The 16,193-nt window shown below is 61.9% G+C and carries 16 protein-coding genes; 3 read left to right on the forward strand and 13 right to left on the reverse strand.

Translation table 11 applies throughout. From position 1 onward, the window contains the following. Window positions 1–81: 81 nt before the first annotated feature. Together PY254_RS17400 and fdxA are read right to left on the reverse strand one after the other, a co-directional pair. Window positions 82–2,385 (reverse strand): nitric-oxide reductase large subunit, encoded by a 2,304-nt coding sequence (locus PY254_RS17400; RefSeq protein WP_281013316.1) that lies wholly within the window; start codon window positions 2,383–2,385, stop codon window positions 82–84. Between the two features lie 171 nt (window positions 2,386–2,556). Continuing rightward, entirely contained in the window at window positions 2,557–2,883 is a 327-nt protein-coding gene (fdxA, locus tag PY254_RS17405; protein WP_281013317.1) for a ferredoxin FdxA, read from the reverse strand. A 144-nt stretch (window positions 2,884–3,027) separates the two neighbouring features. Here fdxA and azu point away from each other — a divergent pair, with 144 nt between their 5' ends. After that, on the forward strand, window positions 3,028–3,474 hold the full coding sequence (gene azu / locus PY254_RS17410; RefSeq protein WP_281013318.1) for an azurin: 447 nt from the start codon (window positions 3,028–3,030) through the stop codon (window positions 3,472–3,474). A 101-nt stretch (window positions 3,475–3,575) separates the two neighbouring features. Continuing rightward, entirely contained in the window at window positions 3,576–3,983 is a 408-nt protein-coding gene (locus PY254_RS17415) for a group III truncated hemoglobin (protein ID WP_281015265.1), read from the forward strand. A 140-nt stretch (window positions 3,984–4,123) separates the two neighbouring features. On the opposite strand, the gene tpx is transcribed toward PY254_RS17415, so the two are convergent. The 11 genes from tpx to hppD form a co-directional block, all read right to left on the reverse strand. Continuing rightward, on the reverse strand, window positions 4,124–4,624 hold the full coding sequence (gene tpx / locus PY254_RS17420) for a thiol peroxidase (protein ID WP_281013319.1): 501 nt from the start codon (window positions 4,622–4,624) through the stop codon (window positions 4,124–4,126). 26 nt (window positions 4,625–4,650) lie between these two features. Then, window positions 4,651–5,088, reverse strand: coding sequence for a CopD family copper resistance protein (locus PY254_RS17425; protein ID WP_281013320.1), 438 nt, complete (start codon window positions 5,086–5,088; stop codon window positions 4,651–4,653). A 103-nt stretch (window positions 5,089–5,191) separates the two neighbouring features. Continuing rightward, window positions 5,192–5,767 carry an SCO family protein gene (locus PY254_RS17430; protein WP_281013321.1) on the reverse strand — a complete coding sequence of 192 codons (576 nt, stop codon included), beginning with the start codon at window positions 5,765–5,767 and terminating at the stop codon, window positions 5,192–5,194. 10 nt (window positions 5,768–5,777) lie between these two features. After that, on the reverse strand, window positions 5,778–6,539 hold the full coding sequence (locus PY254_RS17435) for a formylglycine-generating enzyme family protein (RefSeq protein WP_281013322.1): 762 nt from the start codon (window positions 6,537–6,539) through the stop codon (window positions 5,778–5,780). Window position 6,540: 1 nt separating this feature from the next. After that, window positions 6,541–8,058 carry a copper-containing nitrite reductase gene (gene nirK, locus PY254_RS17440; protein WP_281013323.1) on the reverse strand — a complete coding sequence of 506 codons (1,518 nt, stop codon included), beginning with the start codon at window positions 8,056–8,058 and terminating at the stop codon, window positions 6,541–6,543. 123 nt (window positions 8,059–8,181) lie between these two features. Then, window positions 8,182–9,432, reverse strand: a complete 1,251-nt coding sequence (locus PY254_RS17445; protein WP_345781841.1) for an NnrS family protein — start codon at window positions 9,430–9,432, stop codon at window positions 8,182–8,184. A 181-nt stretch (window positions 9,433–9,613) separates the two neighbouring features. Next, window positions 9,614–10,384, reverse strand: a complete 771-nt coding sequence (locus PY254_RS17450; RefSeq protein ID WP_281013325.1) for a helix-turn-helix domain-containing protein — start codon at window positions 10,382–10,384, stop codon at window positions 9,614–9,616. Between the two features lie 200 nt (window positions 10,385–10,584). Then, complete coding sequence (gene hemN / locus PY254_RS17455) at window positions 10,585–11,985, reverse strand: oxygen-independent coproporphyrinogen III oxidase (protein ID WP_281013326.1); 1,401 nt, start codon at window positions 11,983–11,985, stop codon at window positions 10,585–10,587. Between the two features lie 98 nt (window positions 11,986–12,083). Continuing rightward, the gene (locus PY254_RS17460; RefSeq protein ID WP_281013327.1) at window positions 12,084–13,070 is read right to left on the reverse strand and encodes a fumarylacetoacetate hydrolase family protein; all 987 of its coding nucleotides are present in this window, start codon (window positions 13,068–13,070) and stop codon (window positions 12,084–12,086) included. A gap of 37 nt (window positions 13,071–13,107) precedes the next feature. Next, the gene (hmgA, locus tag PY254_RS17465) at window positions 13,108–14,448 is read right to left on the reverse strand and encodes a homogentisate 1,2-dioxygenase (protein ID WP_281013328.1); all 1,341 of its coding nucleotides are present in this window, start codon (window positions 14,446–14,448) and stop codon (window positions 13,108–13,110) included. Between the two features lie 11 nt (window positions 14,449–14,459). After that, the gene (gene hppD / locus PY254_RS17470) at window positions 14,460–15,554 is read right to left on the reverse strand and encodes a 4-hydroxyphenylpyruvate dioxygenase (protein ID WP_281013329.1); all 1,095 of its coding nucleotides are present in this window, start codon (window positions 15,552–15,554) and stop codon (window positions 14,460–14,462) included. A gap of 110 nt (window positions 15,555–15,664) precedes the next feature. Between hppD and PY254_RS17475 the strand changes: the two genes are divergently transcribed. Further along, window positions 15,665–16,126: a MarR family winged helix-turn-helix transcriptional regulator gene (locus PY254_RS17475; protein ID WP_281013330.1), complete on the forward strand. Its 462-nt coding sequence runs from the start codon at window positions 15,665–15,667 to the stop codon at window positions 16,124–16,126. Window positions 16,127–16,193: the final 67 nt, after the last annotated feature.

Consider the following 16,193-nt stretch of genomic DNA (forward strand, 5'->3'; position numbering starts at 1 on the left):
GATGCCCATGCTCTGGATGCACACAAAATGAAGCCCGCGTCGACCTCCGTCGACGCGGGCTTTTTCATGGGCAATCGCTACTCAGCGACGTTCGGCCGCCGCGTCCGCACGCACGCCAAGCCAGCTCTTGAAGGTAGCGATCACCAGCGGAGCGGCACCGAAGATGATGAACACCAGGTCGCCCGGCAGGCGCAGCCACTCGATGACATGCGAGCGCGGCAGGCCCATGTAGTCGATGCTGCGCGCGTGCCAGTAACCGTTCTGCAGCACGTCCCATAGTTGCAGCAGGCCACTCGGGAACAGGCTCATCACCAGCATCATCGCCAGGCCCGCATTGGTACCCCAGAACGCGACCTTGACGTATTTCTCGATGCCGGGCCAACGCTCCTCGCTGCTGGTCTGACGCAGCGTGAATACCATCAGCGCGAGCGCCAGCATGCCAAACACACCCATCAACGCAGCATGGCCGTGGGTCGGCGTGATCTGGGTACCTACCTCGTAATAGCTGACGATCGGCAGGTTGAGGAAGAAGCCCAGCATGCCGGCGCCGACGAAGTTCCAGAAGCCCACAGCCATCAGAAAATAGAACGTCCACTTGTGCGGCACGCGGATCGACTTGCCGTCGACGTCGACCTTGCCCTTGGTCGCCCTGACGAAGTCCCAGGCGTCGAGCGTCAGCAGCGTCAGCGGCACCACTTCGAGCACCGAGAAGATCGCCGACAACGCCATGTTCAAGTTGCTTTGACCGGAGAAGTACCAGTGATGGCCGGTACCGATCAGGCCGCCAAGGAAGTACAGGATCGCGTCCAGGTAGATCACCCGCAGCGCCACGTTGCGGTGCGCCAGGCCCAGTTGATAAAAGGTCAGCGCGACCACCGTGGTAGCGAAGAATTCAAAGAAGCCTTCGACCCACAGATGGATGATCCAGAAGCGCCAGGTGTCGACCACGGTGAAGTTGGTTTCGGCGCCAAAGAACAACGCGGGCACGTAGAACACCGGGATCGCCACCGCGGCGAACAGGAACATTTTCGCCAGCGGACGCGCCTTCTCGTTGGCTACGGCGCTCGGTCGCGCCAGCACCCACAGGATCGCAAACCAGACCAGCAGGCCGACCACCAGCAGGTACTGCCAGACCCGGCCCAGTTCCAGATACTCCCAACCCTGATCGCCAAACCAGAACCACCAGGTGCCAAGCTTCTGCGCAATGCCGGCCCACACGCCAAGCAGGCTGCCGCCGATCACCACCACGAAGGCGGCAAACAACAGATGAATCCAGCCAGCCAGCCAGCGCGGCTCTTCGGTGCGCAACGAACGACCAAGGAAAAGTGCGGCGGCGACGTAGGAGGTGGCGATCCAGAAAATCGCCGTCTGCAGATGCCAGGTACGCAGCAAGTTGCTGGGGAAAATGTTTTCCAGCTGGAAGCCATAAAAGCTGCCCGGATCGGCGCGGAAGTGGGCGACGCCACCACCGACCAGCGCCTGCATCAGAAACAGCAAGGCCACCACCACGAAGAACTTCACCAGCGCGCGCTGGCCCGGGCTTGATTTGCCGGGCACCAGTTGCGGCTGCACGTTGTGGCCGCGGCTGATCCAGCCCAGGTAGTCGAACTTGCCGAACGCCAGCAGCACGGTGGCGATGCCCGCCAGCAGCACCAGCAGACTCAGCGCACTCCACAGCAGCGCATCCGATGTGGCGAGGTTGCCCACCGTGGGGTCATACGGGAAGTTGTTGGTGTATGAGGCGTTGGTACCAGGCCGGTTGGCCACCGAGGCCCATGCGGCCCAGGTGACGAAGGCGGTGAACTGATGCAATTCGGTCGGGTCGGTGATCAGGTCGGGTTTGAGTCCGCCATTCCTGGTCGGATCCTGGAAGTACTTGGTCCAGTAACCCACCTGTTGTCGGTAGGCGCTCGCTTCGGGCGCAGTCAGCCGCAGCACGTCGGCCTGAGCGTCATAGCGATTGGTCTTCAGCGCCACCGCCGTTTCGGCGTGCACGGCCGCCTGTTTCGATGCGTCCAGTTCGGCCATCGGCTTGCCGAACTGCTCGCTGGCAATCGCCGCGGCGGTGTCCTGGCCGATGGAATGCAACGCCGCTGCCGCGTAGTCCGGCCCAAGGTAGGCGCCGTGACCCCAGATGCTCCCGTTGTCCATCAAACCGTAGCGGAGAAATATCGCCTGCCCCTTGCTGACGTCGTCGCCGCTGAATACGGTATTGCCCTGCGCATCCACCACCTGACCTGGAATCGGTGGAGCGTTGCGATAAGCCAGCATGGTGATGCCGAGCAATCCGACGAAGCCGACCACCAGAACGATCATCACGGTGCGCAACCACCATGGTGAAAGTTCGGTGTCGTCGTCGGACAAGGGTTGTGCGGCGTCGTTCATCAGTCGATCTCCCCAGGGTGACAAAAACATGTGGCCCAGCAACAGGTCTGGACACGAAATGGATCGGAGCTTGGTGCAGGTTACGCCGTTACCCCGGTGGCAGGGAACGCAGGAGTAGCGCCAGGCAGGAGTGCCCGGTGGGAAGAAAGAGCATCGCCCGCGAGCGACCTCCTACGAGCGTTTCAATAACGGCAGCTTGTCCGGCACCCCATCCCACTTGGCGGCGTCTTCCATCGCCGGGATTTTGCTCGTCATTACTGGCCATTGGCTGGCCAGCTCGGCATTGATCGCCATGAAAATCTCCTGCCCCGCCGGAACATCCAGCTCGGGGAAGATGGCACCGACCGGACATTCCTCCACGCACAGCGTGCAGTCGATGCACTCGTCCGGATCGATCACCAGAAAATTGGGGCCGGCATGAAAGCAATCCACCGGGCAGACCTCGACGCAATCGGTATGTTTGCAGTTGATGCAGTTTTCAGTGACGACGTGCGTCATCTTGCCTCCTTCCGACGCCTGCCGGTGTGTGGTTACAGTGTCGATGACGGATGGCGTGGACAGCCATGACCCAGATCAGTGCCAATCACGCACCGCCACCGCAGAATTCTTCCGTGCCCCACCTTCCCCAAGGAGCAACATCTGATGCGTAAACTTATTGCCATTGCCCTGCTTGGTCTGCTCTCCACACCGCTGATGGCGGCGGAATGCTCGACCACGGTCGAAGCGAGCGACGCCATGCAGTTCAACACCAAGACAATTACCGTACCGAAGACCTGCAAGGCGTTCAAGGTGGTCCTGAAGCACACCGGTAAACTGCCGGTCACTGCAATGGGCCACAACTGGGTGCTGTCGCACAGCAGCGACGAAGCCGGCGTGATTTCCGACGGCATGAAGGCCGGTGCAACCAACAGCTACGAGAAGCCGGGTGACACGCGCATCATTGCGCACACCAAGCTGATCGGTGGCGGCGAGACCGATACCGCCACCATCAACGTGACCAAGCTGAAAGCGGGCGAACAGTATGCGTTCTTCTGCACGTTCCCCGGACACGCGGCGCTGATGAAGGGCAGCTTGAGTCTGGGCCAGTAAACTTCACGAACCAGCGACGCATCCGGCTGTCATGGCCGGATGCGTTTTTTGTTGGCTCCCGCATCACACGTCGTTCCACGTACGGATCCACCATGTCCCGCATCAACACGCAGTCGCCGCTCGATGAATCCGACCTCGCCACACTGGTCGATCATTTCTACGAGAAAGTGCGGCGTGACGCGCAGATTGGTCCGATCTTCAACGACGCCGTACACGACTGGGATGAACACAAACGCCTGCTCACCTCGTTCTGGGCCTCAGTGGCCCTGGGCGCTGGCAGCTATCGGGGCAACCCGATGGGCGCGCATCGACCACACCCGATTCGCGCCGAACATTTCGACCACTGGCTGGAGTTGTGGGGCGAAACCTGTGTCGAGGAACTGGACGAAGCCAGCGCGGAAAGAATGCTGGAATATGCGCAACGCATCGGTCGCAGCTTGAAGTACGGACTTGGCCTGAATCCACAGGCGCAACCGTTTGGCGTACCCATCGTCGGCATTGAACGCTAGGTCGAATCGACCCTCGCTGTAGGGCGGGCACGCCCCACCCTACAGCTGCCATACCCGCAGGAGCGCACCCTGAGCGCGATGCTCTCCGTTGTGTGACGAAGAGCTATCGCGCACAGGGTGCGCTCCTACGATGATCGCCTTCAGGCCAGCACTTTCAACGCGGCATCGTAATTCGGCTCGTGCCCGATCTCGTTGATCAGCTCGGCGTGAATGACCTTGTCGCGCTCATCCAGCACCACCACCGCGCGTGCAGCGAGACCGGCCAACGGGCCGCTGGCGATCGCCACGCCGTAGTCGTTGAGGAACTGACGGCCACGCATCATCGACAGGTTGGTCACCTTGTCCAGCCCTTCGGCGCCGCAGAAGCGCGCCTGCGCGAACGGCAGGTCAGCCGAGATGCACAGCACCACGGTGTTGTCGAGTTTGCCAGCCAGTTCATTGAAGCGACGTACCGAGGCGGCGCAGACGCCGGTGTCGACACTGGGGAAAATATTCAGCACCTTGCGCTTGCCTGCATAGCTCGACAACGCAACGTCGGACAGATCACCGGCAACCAACGTGAAAGCCGGCGCGGTCGAACCTGCTGCGGGAAACTGGCCATTGACGCTGATCGGCTGGCCGTGGAACGTGACATCAGACATGGAACACCTCGTTGCGGAATGAATGACTACAAGTAGAACATGGTCTTGGCCAGGAAGACGATTCCGACCATCAGCGCCAGCACAATGCGATGAGTGTGCTTGAAACGACAGACGTCCATCTTGCCACTGCGCATGGCCCACATGGCGTTGACGAACACGCCAAGCACGCCAAAGGCCAGCAGCACCTTCAGCAGCAGCCAGTTGCCAAAACGACTGCCGACGCAGTCCAGTCCATCGCAGCGGATGTCGAACAACATACCGCCACTGACAAACAACAGCACCACCACGACCGGCATGAACTGACGCACGCGCGCCATCACGGCCTTCTCGATGCTCTGCATGGTGATGATATCGAAGCGCTTGTGAAGAGCTTCAAGCACGACAACCTCGAACGTCACCGCGCCAACGAAGATGATCGCGCAGGACAGGTGCAGCAGCACAATCCACGGATACCAGGCGCTCATGCAAATTCTCCGGAAGAACTCTTCCAAGTGTGCACGTGAGCGCCAGCTGTCGCGCTGACATGGATCAACCGCCGCCCGAGCCCGGCCGATGGCACGGGCCGCTTCAGTGGTTTGGCTGCTCTGCCACGAGCTTGCGAATCGCCTCGACAAACGCGGGGTCAAGCTTGCCGATTCGCGTGGTGCGCGCGGCGATGCGACCCTCGGCATCCAGCAGGATCAACTCGCTGCTGTGGTTGAACTCCTTGTCCGGCAGCTGCCGGTATTGCAGGCCCAGTACGCCGGACAGCTGGCGCACCTGCGCCGGCTCGGCCCGCGCCAGGGTCCAGAGGCTGGAACCCAGCTTGCGCTTCTCGGCATACGTGTGCAGCGTGGCCACATCGTCACGTGCCGGGTCGAAGCTCACCGCCAGCAGGTCAATCTGCGCGCGAGTGGCCGGGTCCAGCGCATTGCGGGTCAGCCGCATGCTGTCGATGATCATCGGGCAGACCATCTGACAAGAGGTATAGAACATGGTCATCAACTGCGGGCGGCCGCGTCGTTCTGCCAGCTTCTGCTGATGGCCATTCTGGTCGGTCAGCTGCACTGGCAGGTTGTAGACCGAATCACCGGGCAGCGGCGTGGCCGCCTTCGCGCTGCCGAACAACAGCAGGATCGCAAGCAGGGGCAATAGACGTTTCATGGCGCAAGCCTCATTCGGGCTTCGCACAGCGGAAGCCCATATTGTTGGTGGTGTTGGCGGCCTTCAGCGCGGACAGCATCGCAATGCGCATCAGCACCGCATAGTTTTCTTTTTCCTGCAGGCTGATGGCGCCGGCGCCGCAGAATTTCAGCAGATCCGGATCGCCCTGCTCGCGGCTGTCGCTGGCCACCATCAAGGCGTTGAAATCATCCACCCATTCCCACACCAGTCCATTGATGTCGCGCACGCCGTAGGCGTTGGCGATCCCGCCGACAAGGGGCAGGGCCGAACTGGAAGGGCGCGAATACCAGCCCAGGATGCTTTCGCGCCAGGCTGGATCAGAGCGCGCATCACGACGGGTGGCATCAGCCGCCGCCGCGTATTCCCACTCGTACCAGCTGGGTAGGCGCGCGTGTTCGCTTTCGCAAAACGCCTGTGCAGCAAACCAGCTGACCCGCGTTACCGGCTGGCGCGGCAAAGCCGTGTCACCCAGCGCATCCGGACTGCCCCACTGAGTGAGGTAGCGTGCATCAGCCAGAATGCTGGCCACCTTGTCGCGTTGCCATTCCGGATGCTTCTTCACGAAGGCCAGGAATTCACCGTTGGTGACCAGTTCGCTGCGCAGGCGAAACGGCGCGACTTGCGCCGGTGCCGTCTTGCCATCGGCCGGCAACACACTGGTGAAGGTACCGCCCGGCAGGGCGACGTAATCCGCCGCCACTGCCGGTAGTGCCAGCATCAGGCCAAGGGCCAGTGCTAGTAGTGCTCGCATATCAATGCTCCGCTGCGGCCGGCGCCGGCGCTTCGGCACGAGCCTTGGCCACTTCTTCCTTGGTGATCTGGCCACCCGGGTTGTCCCAGCTGTTCAGCACGTAGGTGAGAATGTTCGCTACTTCGTCATCGTTGAGCTGACTCATCGGCGGCATCACCGAATCGTACTCATTGCCATTGACCTTGATCTTGCCGGTCAGGCCATGCGTCACGATGGTCATGGCGCGCTTCGGGTCCGCCGCGAGGAAGTCCGACTTCGCCAGTGGCGGGAACACGTTGGCCAGACCTTCACCATTCGCCTGATGGCAGACCGAGCAGGTGCCGGTGAACAACTGCTTGCCAGCGGCGATCTGTTCGCCCTTGGTCAGCGTGCCAGCGGCATGTGCGTTCGCCGCCGTGGTTACCGCTTTCAGGTTCGGCTCTGAACGATCACCGAGGTAAACCGAGTCCACTTCCTTGCCGGAGTAAATTGCCTTGTCTTCCGGACCGTCCACCTTGAGGATACCCAGCGCACCCTTGTTGAACGCGCGGAAGATCGAGTGGTCAACCAGCACGTAGCTGCCCGGCACGTCGGTGTGGAACTCCACCGTGGCCGCGCCGCCGGACGGAATCAGCGTGGTCTGCACGTTGTGCTGCGCCACCGTGCCACCTTCCGGCTGTACCTTGTCGAAGATCTCGCCGATCACGTGAAAACTGGAGACCAGGTTCGGGCCACCGTTGCCGACGAACAGGCGCACCGTCTCGTTGGTCTTGGCGGTCAGCGCGTTGTCACCGGTCAGCGAGCCTTCTTTGCCGTTGAACAGCACATAGGTGGGGTTCTCGTCGATCGCCTTTTCCATGTCGAACGGCTGCAGGCCCTTCTGGCGATATTTTCCGGTGGTGTAGAAGTCGCCCTGCATCACGTAGTACTCGTGATCGACTGGGCTCAAACCCTCCGGTGGTTCGACCAGGATCAGGCCGTACATGCCATTGGCGATATGCATGCCCACCGGCGCGGTAGCGCAGTGGTAGACGAACACGCCCTGATTCAACGCCTTGAAGGTGAACTGCGATTCGTGTCCCGGCGCGGTGAAGCTGGACGCGGCACCGCCGCCCGGCCCGGTCACACCGTGCAGGTCAATGTTGTGCGGCATCTTGCTGTCCGGCGCGTTCTTCAGGTGGAACTCCACCGTGTCGCCCTGGCGCACGCGGATGAAACTGCCCGGTACCGTGCCGCCGAAGGTCCAGAACGTATAGCTGACGCCTTCGGAGATCGGCATTTCCTTCTCGATCACTTCCAGCTCGACGATCACCTTCGCCGGGTAGCTGCGATGGATCGGTGGCGGTACATGCGGCGGGCTGGTCAGCACCGCATGGATCGGCTCGCCGATCGGCGGACCGAAGTCACCGTGGGTAGCCGCGATGGCGGCGGGATTGGCATCAACCTGGCCCACCGGCGACACCGAGGACGACTTGCCCGAGCAGCCGGCGAGCGTAAGTAACGCGGCTGCGGCGACTACGAGTGACTTGGAACATGACATGGACGCTCTCCGTGAGTTCTTGCGATTGCAAGACTAGGCTATCTCACCAGTGCCCATATGACATGAATCAATTTGGGGGCTTTTGCAGCCCCGGTGCGTCACCCTGCCACGCCTGCCCGAGGTTCAGCCAGGTTTGCCATCTGCGCGTGGCGTGAGGTAAATCCAGGCCGATCGCAACACCCACGGCAGGAAAACCAGCAGCCAGCCATAGGCCGCAATCACCAGCCACAAATAGGTATCGCCGCCAAGTTCGGCGCGGATGCGCAGCAACGCAACAACTTGCAGCAGGCCAAAGCACAGCCACGCCACCTTGCCCATCTGCATCGGTCGACCGGAATGGCCTTGCGTCACCCGGGTGACCATCGCCACCAGCATCGAACCGAAGAAACCAATCCCCAGTGCATGCATCGGTGCGCGCCCCAGGATGAAATGCCCACTGGTGACGTAAACCACGTCCTGGATCGCAAACAACACGAAGGCCACGGGTAGCCAGGCAAACGCCAGGTGCAGCACGGCGAGAATGCCCGGATGCATGGCCTTCCACGGCCGCCAGGTCAGCGAATGCCACGCGAACACCAGCGCCAAGGGCACATCAACCAGCCATAGCCAGCCGAGCAGGCCACGCCAGTCCAGCAGCAAATGCGCCACCAGCAGAACCCACACCACCGGCATGCTCCAGTCCGGCCGAATCACCTCGTAACCTTTCACCAGATTGCCGGTGAAGAACGGCAGCATGCGGTGCATCACCGAGAAGTAGATCGGCAGCAGCAGACCGAACGTGCCCAGCTTGATCGCCAGCAAGGCGCACTCGGCCGGCGCACCGAACAGATAGGCAAGAAAGATGGCCAGCCCCAGCGCACCCACACTCAGCGCTGCCAGGCAGGACCGTGCATGTCCCTTGCGCTCGGCGACGGACGCGCGCAATACGCCGGCCAGCGTTGCAACGCCGATCACATAGCCGACCAGCATCACCGCGACACCCAGCTTGAGCAGCAACGGCAGGTTGAGCAGGCCGACGTTCGCCAGCACATAGCCGCCGAACACGCAGCCAGCTACCGGCAGAAACCGTGTGCGCGGAAGGTCGGGCCGCCCCAGCCACTTGGGAAACGTGGTCATCAGGAAGCCGAACATGAACAGCGGGAACAGACCGTACTGAATCAGCATGGCGTGCGCCCACCCCGGCGGAATCGTGGGCTGCGGCCAACCAGCCAGCCCGAAGCGCATCCAGGTCAGCTCAACAGCCCACCACGCCATGCTGAGCAGCACCGCAATCGTGCCCGCGAGGAACAACGGTCGATGCGGCGCGGACGCCAGCAAGCGAGTGACTTCGGCGAGGCCCGCAGGTGTACTCGTGGCAGATGACGATTCGGACATGGCGTAGGTGGATGAATGAGAATGATTTGCCATGCTGCCACAGCGCCACCGTGATCGCCCATGACCTGCATCAACGACGCCAAGAGAACAACATCAGCGCCGCAATGAAGCCAACGGCCGGCATCACAAAAAACGACCCGGAATGCGGGTCGCCGTTGTGCCGCTCAGGTCGGGTCACCGATCAATCGGGCAACAAGGCCTGACCGATTTGCCGAAGCGCGGCAGGGTTGAGCAATTCCAGCCCCCGCCCTTCAATCGCAATCAGCTTTTGCGCGCGAAAACGGCTGAGTACGCGGCTGACGGTCTCCGCGGCCAGGCGCAGATAGTTCGCGATATCGCCGCGCGACATGCTCAGATGGAACTGCGTACCGGAGAAGCCGCGCACCGCGTAGCGATGGCCCAGATCCAGCAGGAAAGCTGCCACACGTTCGTCGGCACTGTGGTCACCGGCCAGCAGGCTGGCGGTACCCAGTTCCTTGCTGAGCATGCGGAACAGGTGCTGCTGCACCGCCGGCACGCGCGAAGCCAGCGCGCTCATGGCCGGAAACGAGAAACGGCAGAAATAGGCGGTATCCAGCGCCACGGCATCGCAAGGGAAGTGCTCGGGGTAGATCGCATTCAGTCCGATCACCTCGCCCGGCAGGTAGAACCCCAGCACTTGCTCGCGGCCTTCCTTGTCGACCATGCGGGTTTTCACCGTGCCCGAGCGCACGGCAAAAATCGCGCGGAACGCGTCACCGGTGCGGAAGATATGTTCGCCGGCGCGGAACGGGCCAACGTGCTCGACCAGACACTGCAGTTCGGCCAGCTCCGGCTTGTCGTAGCCGGCGGCAATGCACGCGCTGGAAAACGCGCAGGTGCCGCAGAAGCGTGTTTCGTCACCGTCGTCGGCAATCGGACTATGCGGCTCGGGCAGGCGACCTGCGCGACCTGTCGTGGGCTTGAATTGCATGATGGTGAAGAGGCCGGTTTGGGGTCGGAGCGTGGGCGGTAGAAACCAAGCGAGCGAGGCAAAGTGGCTTTTGTGTCAGGTTTTTCGATCATTTGAGGCGAATAGCCGTAGCTATTCAACGAAAAGGAGCGGAAAAACTGGCCAAAACCACGCCGCCGCAGCCGCTTGTATTTCTACCGCCCACGCTCCCAAGTCGCTGATCAGATCACTCGCGAAAACCGCGGTGCCTGCGCCGCTTCGTCCAGATAGGCATCGAAGCACATGGCAATAATACGCAACAGCAACCTTCCCCGCGAGGTCACCCGGATTTCGCGGTCAGTTTCCTGCACCAGGCCATCGGCAATCAGCGGCTGCAGGCGCTCGCGCTCACGCGCAAAATATTCATCGAACAGCAACCGGTGACGCGTCCCGAAGGCCTTCTTTTCCAGTACACCGTGGCACATCAGTTCGTTGATCAGCTCCCGCCGGATCACATCATCCTCATCCAGTTGCATGCCACGCATCAGCGGCAGGCGCCCGGCATCCAGTGCGCCGTAATAGCCGATCAGGTCGCGCGAGTTCTGCGTGTAGCTGTCACCAATGCGGCCGATCGCACTAACACCGAGACCCACGATGTCGCAGTCGCCGTGGGTCGAATAGCCCTGAAAATTGCGCTGCAGTGTACCGGCGCGCTGCGCCAGCACCAGCTCATCGGTGGTCTTGGCGAAGTGATCCATGCCGATATAGACGTAACCTGCTGCCGACAGATGCTCCAGCGCGCGACCGAACAAGGCCAGTCGCGTGGCGGGATCGGGCATGTCCGCGGTATTGATCTGCCGCTGCGCCTTGAACATCTCGGGCAGGTGCGCGTAACCGTAGACCGCCACACGGTCCGGATTCAGCTCCACGATCTGGTCCAGTGTGCGACTGAATCCGTCCACACTCTGGAACGGCAGGCCATAGATCAGATCGACACTGGCCGAACTGAAAGATGACTCACGAGCGGCCTCGAGCACTTCGCGGGTCTGCTCGAAACTCTGGATGCGATTGACTGCTCGCTGCACCAGCGGATCGAAGTCCTGAATGCCGACGGAGATCCGGTTGAAGCCCAGCTTGCCCATGCTGCGGATATACGCAGCATCGGCAAAACGCGGGTCGATCTCGATGCCGTATTCGCGATCCGACTCCTGACTGAAGCTGAAGTGTCGCGCCAGCGACTCCAGCAGTTCGCTCATGTGCGCGACGTCGAGAAAGTTTGGCGTACCACCGCCAAAGTGCAACTGACGCACGGGGCGGTCGCGATCGAACAGCGGCGCGATCAGCTCGATTTCGCGATACAGCCGTTCCAGGTAGCGGTCGGCCTGGGTTACGTCGCGGGTGATGACCCGGTTGCAGCCGCAGTAGAAACACGGGCTCATGCAGAACGGCACGTGCACGTAAACCGATAACGGGCGTGGAATCGGCTCTTCGTTGGAGGCGCGAATCACCCCGCGCAAGACCGTTTCGTCGAAGTCCGCCTTGAACTGCGGCGCCGTCGGGTAACTGGTGTAGCGCGGACCGGCCACGTCGTAGCGGGCGATCAGTGCCGGGTCGAATTCGGGAGTGCTGATAGGGATGGCCATGAAGCGAGTCTGTCCTCGCCGTGTGCCCCGCGCCTTGATCCGGGTCAACTACCCGGTGGGCCGCGACGCGACGCCGCAGGCCCGCCACGCTGGCGCAATCAGGACTTGTATGGCTCGATTTGCTGTTCAATCGAGCCAAAGATCGACACACCTGTCTTGTCGGTGATGTCTATTTTCAAGCGGTCGCCAAACTTCAGGAACGGCGTGCTCGGCTTGCCGTCACGCAGGGTTTCCACCGTGCGCTGTTCGGCCAGGCAGGAAGCGCCCTTGCCGGTGTCCTCGTTGGCAATGGTGCCGGAGCCAACGATGGTGCCGGCGGTCAGCGGCCGCGTCTTCGCCACGTGGGCGACCAGTTCGGCAAAACTGAACTGCATGTCGACGCCGCACTCCGCTTCGCCGAACCACGCCTCGTTCAACCAGGTGCGCATCGGCAGATGCAGCTTGTCGCCCTGCCACGCATCACCCACTTCGTCCGGCGTCACCAGCACGGGCGACAGTGCCGAGCGCGGTTTGGATTGCAGGAAACCAAAACCCTTGGCCAGCTCACCCGGGATCAATCCGCGCAGGCTCACATCATTGATCAGGCCAATCAACTGGATGTGGTCCGACGCTTGCGCCGGCGTCACTGCCATCGGCACGTCGTCGGTGACCACCACCACTTCGGCTTCCAGATCGATGCCGAAGTCCTCGCTCGGCACCACCACCGGATCGCGCGGGCCGAGGAAGCCGGCACTGGTCGCCTGATACATCAGCGGATCGGTGTAGAACGACTGCGGCACCTCGGCGCCACGTGCACGGCGTACCCGTTCGACGTGTGGCAGGTAGGCGGAACCATCGACGAATTCATAGGCACGCGGCAGCGGAGAAGCCAGTGCCGTCACCTCCAGCGCAAACGCGCCCGGTGCGCTGCCGTCGTTGAGCTCCTCGGACAACGCATTCAGGCGCGGCGCGATGTTCGACCAGTCGTCCAGCGCCGCCTGTAGCGTGCCAGCGATGCCGGTGGCCTTCACCGCGCGGGTGAGGTCGCGACTGACCACGATCAGCGTGCCGTCGCGGCCACCTTCCTTGAGAGATCCGAGTTTCATTCTGCTGCCTTGTTTCGGGTGCGTGGAACGATCGCGCTTACGGCGCGAAGTGCTTGGCGATGCCCTGCCAGCAACGATAATAGTCGTGCTGCAATTGCGGTGCGTCCAGCGCTTGCCGGGTGGGGCGGATGACCTTGCGCGTCTCGAACATGAAGGCCATGGTGCCGTCGACCACATCCGGCCTGGACGGATCGGCGGCGGAGGCCTTGTCGAACGTCGCCGCATCCGGGCCATGCCCGGTCATGCAGTTGTGCAGCGAGGCGCCGCCGGGCAGGAAACCTTCGGCCTTGGCATCGTACACACCGGTGATCAGGCCCATGAACTCGCTGGCCACGTTGCGATGGAACCACGGTGGACGGAAGGTGTGCTGCGCGACCAGCCAGCGCGGCGGGAAGATCGCGAAATCCATGTTCGCCGTACCGGGCGTGTCACTGGCCGATGTCAGCACGGTGAAGATCGACGGATCAGGATGGTCATAACTGATCGAACCGATCGTGTTGAAGCGACGCAGATCGTATTTGTATGGCACGCAGGTGCCGTGCCAGCCGACAACGTCCAGCGGCGAATGACCGATCTTGGCGCTCCACAACGCACCCTGGAATTTCGATACCAGTTCGAAATCGCCCTCGACATCTTCGTATGCCGCCACCGGCGTGAGAAAGTCGCGCGCATTGGCCAGGCAGTTGGAACCGATCGGACCGAGTTCCGGCAGGCGCAGCAACGCGCCGAAGTTTTCGCAGACGTAACCGCGGGCCACTCCTGCGCTTCCTGCGCCCGTGGCATTCGCACCTCCATGTGCATCAGCCTCGCCATCAGGCAGGTCGACCCGGAAACGGATGCCGCGCGGAATCACCGCGATCTCCTGCGGCTCCAGTTCGATCACGCCCAGCTCGGTCGCCAGGCGCAGGCGACCTTGCTGCGGCACGATCAGCAACTCGGCATCGGCGTCGTTGAAGAAGCGCCCCTGCATCGAGCGGTTCGCCGTGTACAAATGGATGCCGATACCGCCCTGCTCAGCCGGACCGCCATTGCCGGCAATCGTCACCAGACCGTCGAGGAAGTCAGTCGGCTTCGTCGGCATCGGCAGCGGATCCCAACGCAGCGGATTCGGCGTCGCCACCGCCTCATCGAAACGGTTATGGAAGGTGGCATGCGCCAGCGGCTGGAACGGCTCATGCACCGCCGCCGGACGAATCCGGTACAGCCAACTACGCCGATTCAGATGACGCGGCGCGGTGAATGCGGTGCCGGACAACTGCTCCGCGTACAAGCCATGCGCCACCCGCTGCGGCGAGTTCTGCCCCACGGGCAGGGTGCCGGCAATGGCTTCACTGGCGAACTCGTTGCCGAAACCCGACTGATAACCCTTGCTGACCATGAACCCGCTCCTTAGAGGAAACCGCGCTTCATCTGGTCGCGCTCGATCGACTCGAACAGCGCCTGGAAATTGCCTTCACCGAAACCTTCGTTGCCCTTGCGCTGGATGATCTCGAAGAAGATCGGACCGATGGCGTTCTGGGTGAAGATCTGCAGCAGCAGCCGCTTCTTCGTTTCCAGGTCGGCGTCGATCAGGATCTTGTTTTTCGCCAGCCGCGCTACATCCTCGCCGTGGTTCGGAATGCGCAGATCGATCACGTCGAAGTAGGAGTCCGGCGTGTCGAGGAATTCCACGCCGGCTGCGCGCATCTTTTCCACCGTGGCGTAGATGTCGTCGGTGAAGCAGGCGATGTGCTGAATGCCCTCGCCCTGGTAGGCATCGAGGTATTCGTTGATCTGGCTCTTCGGGTCGTTCGACTCGTTCAGCGGAATGCGCACGACGCCATCCGGCGCGGTCATCGCCTTGGACACCAGACCGGTCTTGGCGCCCTTGATGTCGAAGTAACGGATTTCGCGGAAGTTGAACAGCTTCTCGTAGTAATCCGACCACTTCGCCATATTGCCGAAGTACAGGTTATGGGTCAGGTGATCGATGAAGGTGAGGCCGAAACCGGTCGGATTCTGCTCGGCGCCTTCGATCGGCGCGTAGTCGGCGTCATACACAGTGCCGGCACTACCGTAGCGGTCGACCAGATACAGCATGCAATCGCCGATGCCCTTGATCACCGGAATGGCAACCGCCTTGCTGGCTTCCTTGTGATCGATCGCCTCGCCACCGTTGCCAAGCACGGTAGCCAGCACATCGCTGGACGGCTTCCTGAAACGGATCGCGAAACCGCAGGCGCTGGGGCCGTGCTTGGCAGCGAAATCGGCAGCGAACGAATCGGGATCTTCGTTGACCAGCAAGTTCACGCCGTTCTGGCGATACACCGTGATCGCGCGCGTCTTGTGCTTCAGCACGGCGCTGAAACCCATCCGCTTGAACAGTTCATGCAGCTCGCTGGCGCGCCCTGCGGGAGCGGCGAATTCGACGAACTCGAAACCATCAATACCCATCGGGTTTTCGAAGGTGGTGACCTGCATGCCAAGATTGGGCTGGGCGTTCATGGCGCTCTCCTGTGTGTCGGTGCACGACGACGACACGCAAGCGTGCCACCATCACTGGTAACCCCACGTTATAGTTTCATATGTAACCTTTTGCAAGGACCACCGCTGGAATGTCCGCCAACCGCAAGTCTGCCCCCACCTCGGCCGAACACGCGCCGCTGCAACTGGAACACTTCCTGCCTTATCGGCTGTCGATCCTGTCCAACACGATCAGCCAGACGATTGCCGATGACTACCAGCGCCGCTACGACCTGTCCGTGACCGAGTGGCGAGTGATGGCCGTGCTGGCCCGCTTCGAAGGGCTCTCGGCACGCGAAGTGGCCGAACGCACCGCGATGGATAAAGTGGCGGTAAGCCGGGCGCTGGCCCGGCTGGTCGAGGCTGGTCGCGTTGATCGGGCTACCCACGACAACGACAAGCGCCGCTCGGTACTCAGCCTGAGCAATGCTGGCTGGGCGATCCACGATGAAGTTGCGCCGATGGCGCGTTCACGCGAGCGCGAGGTGTTGGCGAAGCTCGATGCCGATGAACAGGTCTGGCTTAACCGAATTCTGGACAAACTGCAGAAATGAGTGGTGAAGCGAGGAGTGAGAAACGAGAGGAGGCCGCTCTCACTCGTTTCTCACTCCTCCACACTCA

The sequence above is a fragment of the Rhodanobacter sp. AS-Z3 genome, assembly GCF_029224025.1.
Classification (GTDB): Bacteria; Pseudomonadota; Gammaproteobacteria; order Xanthomonadales; family Rhodanobacteraceae; genus Rhodanobacter.

What these genes read in the sequence shown, in the direction of transcription:
- PY254_RS17400 (WP_281013316.1), bottom strand. Translation starts at nt 2,385, where the DNA reads ATGAACGACGCCGCACAACCCTTGTCCGACGACGACACCGAACTTTCA.
- PY254_RS17450 (WP_281013325.1), bottom strand. Translation starts at nt 10,384, where the DNA reads ATGCAATTCAAGCCCACGACAGGTCGCGCAGGTCGCCTGCCCGAGCCG.
- tpx (WP_281013319.1), bottom strand. Translation starts at nt 4,624, where the DNA reads ATGTCTGATGTCACGTTCCACGGCCAGCCGATCAGCGTCAATGGCCAG.
- PY254_RS17430 (WP_281013321.1), bottom strand. Translation starts at nt 5,767, where the DNA reads ATGAAACGTCTATTGCCCCTGCTTGCGATCCTGCTGTTGTTCGGCAGC.
- nirK (WP_281013323.1), bottom strand. Translation starts at nt 8,058, where the DNA reads ATGTCATGTTCCAAGTCACTCGTAGTCGCCGCAGCCGCGTTACTTACG.
- PY254_RS17475 (WP_281013330.1), top strand. Translation starts at nt 15,665, where the DNA reads ATGTCCGCCAACCGCAAGTCTGCCCCCACCTCGGCCGAACACGCGCCG.
- PY254_RS17435 (WP_281013322.1), bottom strand. Translation starts at nt 6,539, where the DNA reads ATGCGAGCACTACTAGCACTGGCCCTTGGCCTGATGCTGGCACTACCG.
- fdxA (WP_281013317.1), bottom strand. Translation starts at nt 2,883, where the DNA reads ATGACGCACGTCGTCACTGAAAACTGCATCAACTGCAAACATACCGAT.
- hemN (WP_281013326.1), bottom strand. Translation starts at nt 11,985, where the DNA reads ATGGCCATCCCTATCAGCACTCCCGAATTCGACCCGGCACTGATCGCC.
- PY254_RS17460 (WP_281013327.1), bottom strand. Translation starts at nt 13,070, where the DNA reads ATGAAACTCGGATCTCTCAAGGAAGGTGGCCGCGACGGCACGCTGATC.
- PY254_RS17425 (WP_281013320.1), bottom strand. Translation starts at nt 5,088, where the DNA reads ATGAGCGCCTGGTATCCGTGGATTGTGCTGCTGCACCTGTCCTGCGCG.
- hppD (WP_281013329.1), bottom strand. Translation starts at nt 15,554, where the DNA reads ATGAACGCCCAGCCCAATCTTGGCATGCAGGTCACCACCTTCGAAAAC.
- azu (WP_281013318.1), top strand. Translation starts at nt 3,028, where the DNA reads ATGCGTAAACTTATTGCCATTGCCCTGCTTGGTCTGCTCTCCACACCG.
- PY254_RS17445 (WP_345781841.1), bottom strand. Translation starts at nt 9,432, where the DNA reads ATGTCCGAATCGTCATCTGCCACGAGTACACCTGCGGGCCTCGCCGAA.
- hmgA (WP_281013328.1), bottom strand. Translation starts at nt 14,448, where the DNA reads ATGGTCAGCAAGGGTTATCAGTCGGGTTTCGGCAACGAGTTCGCCAGT.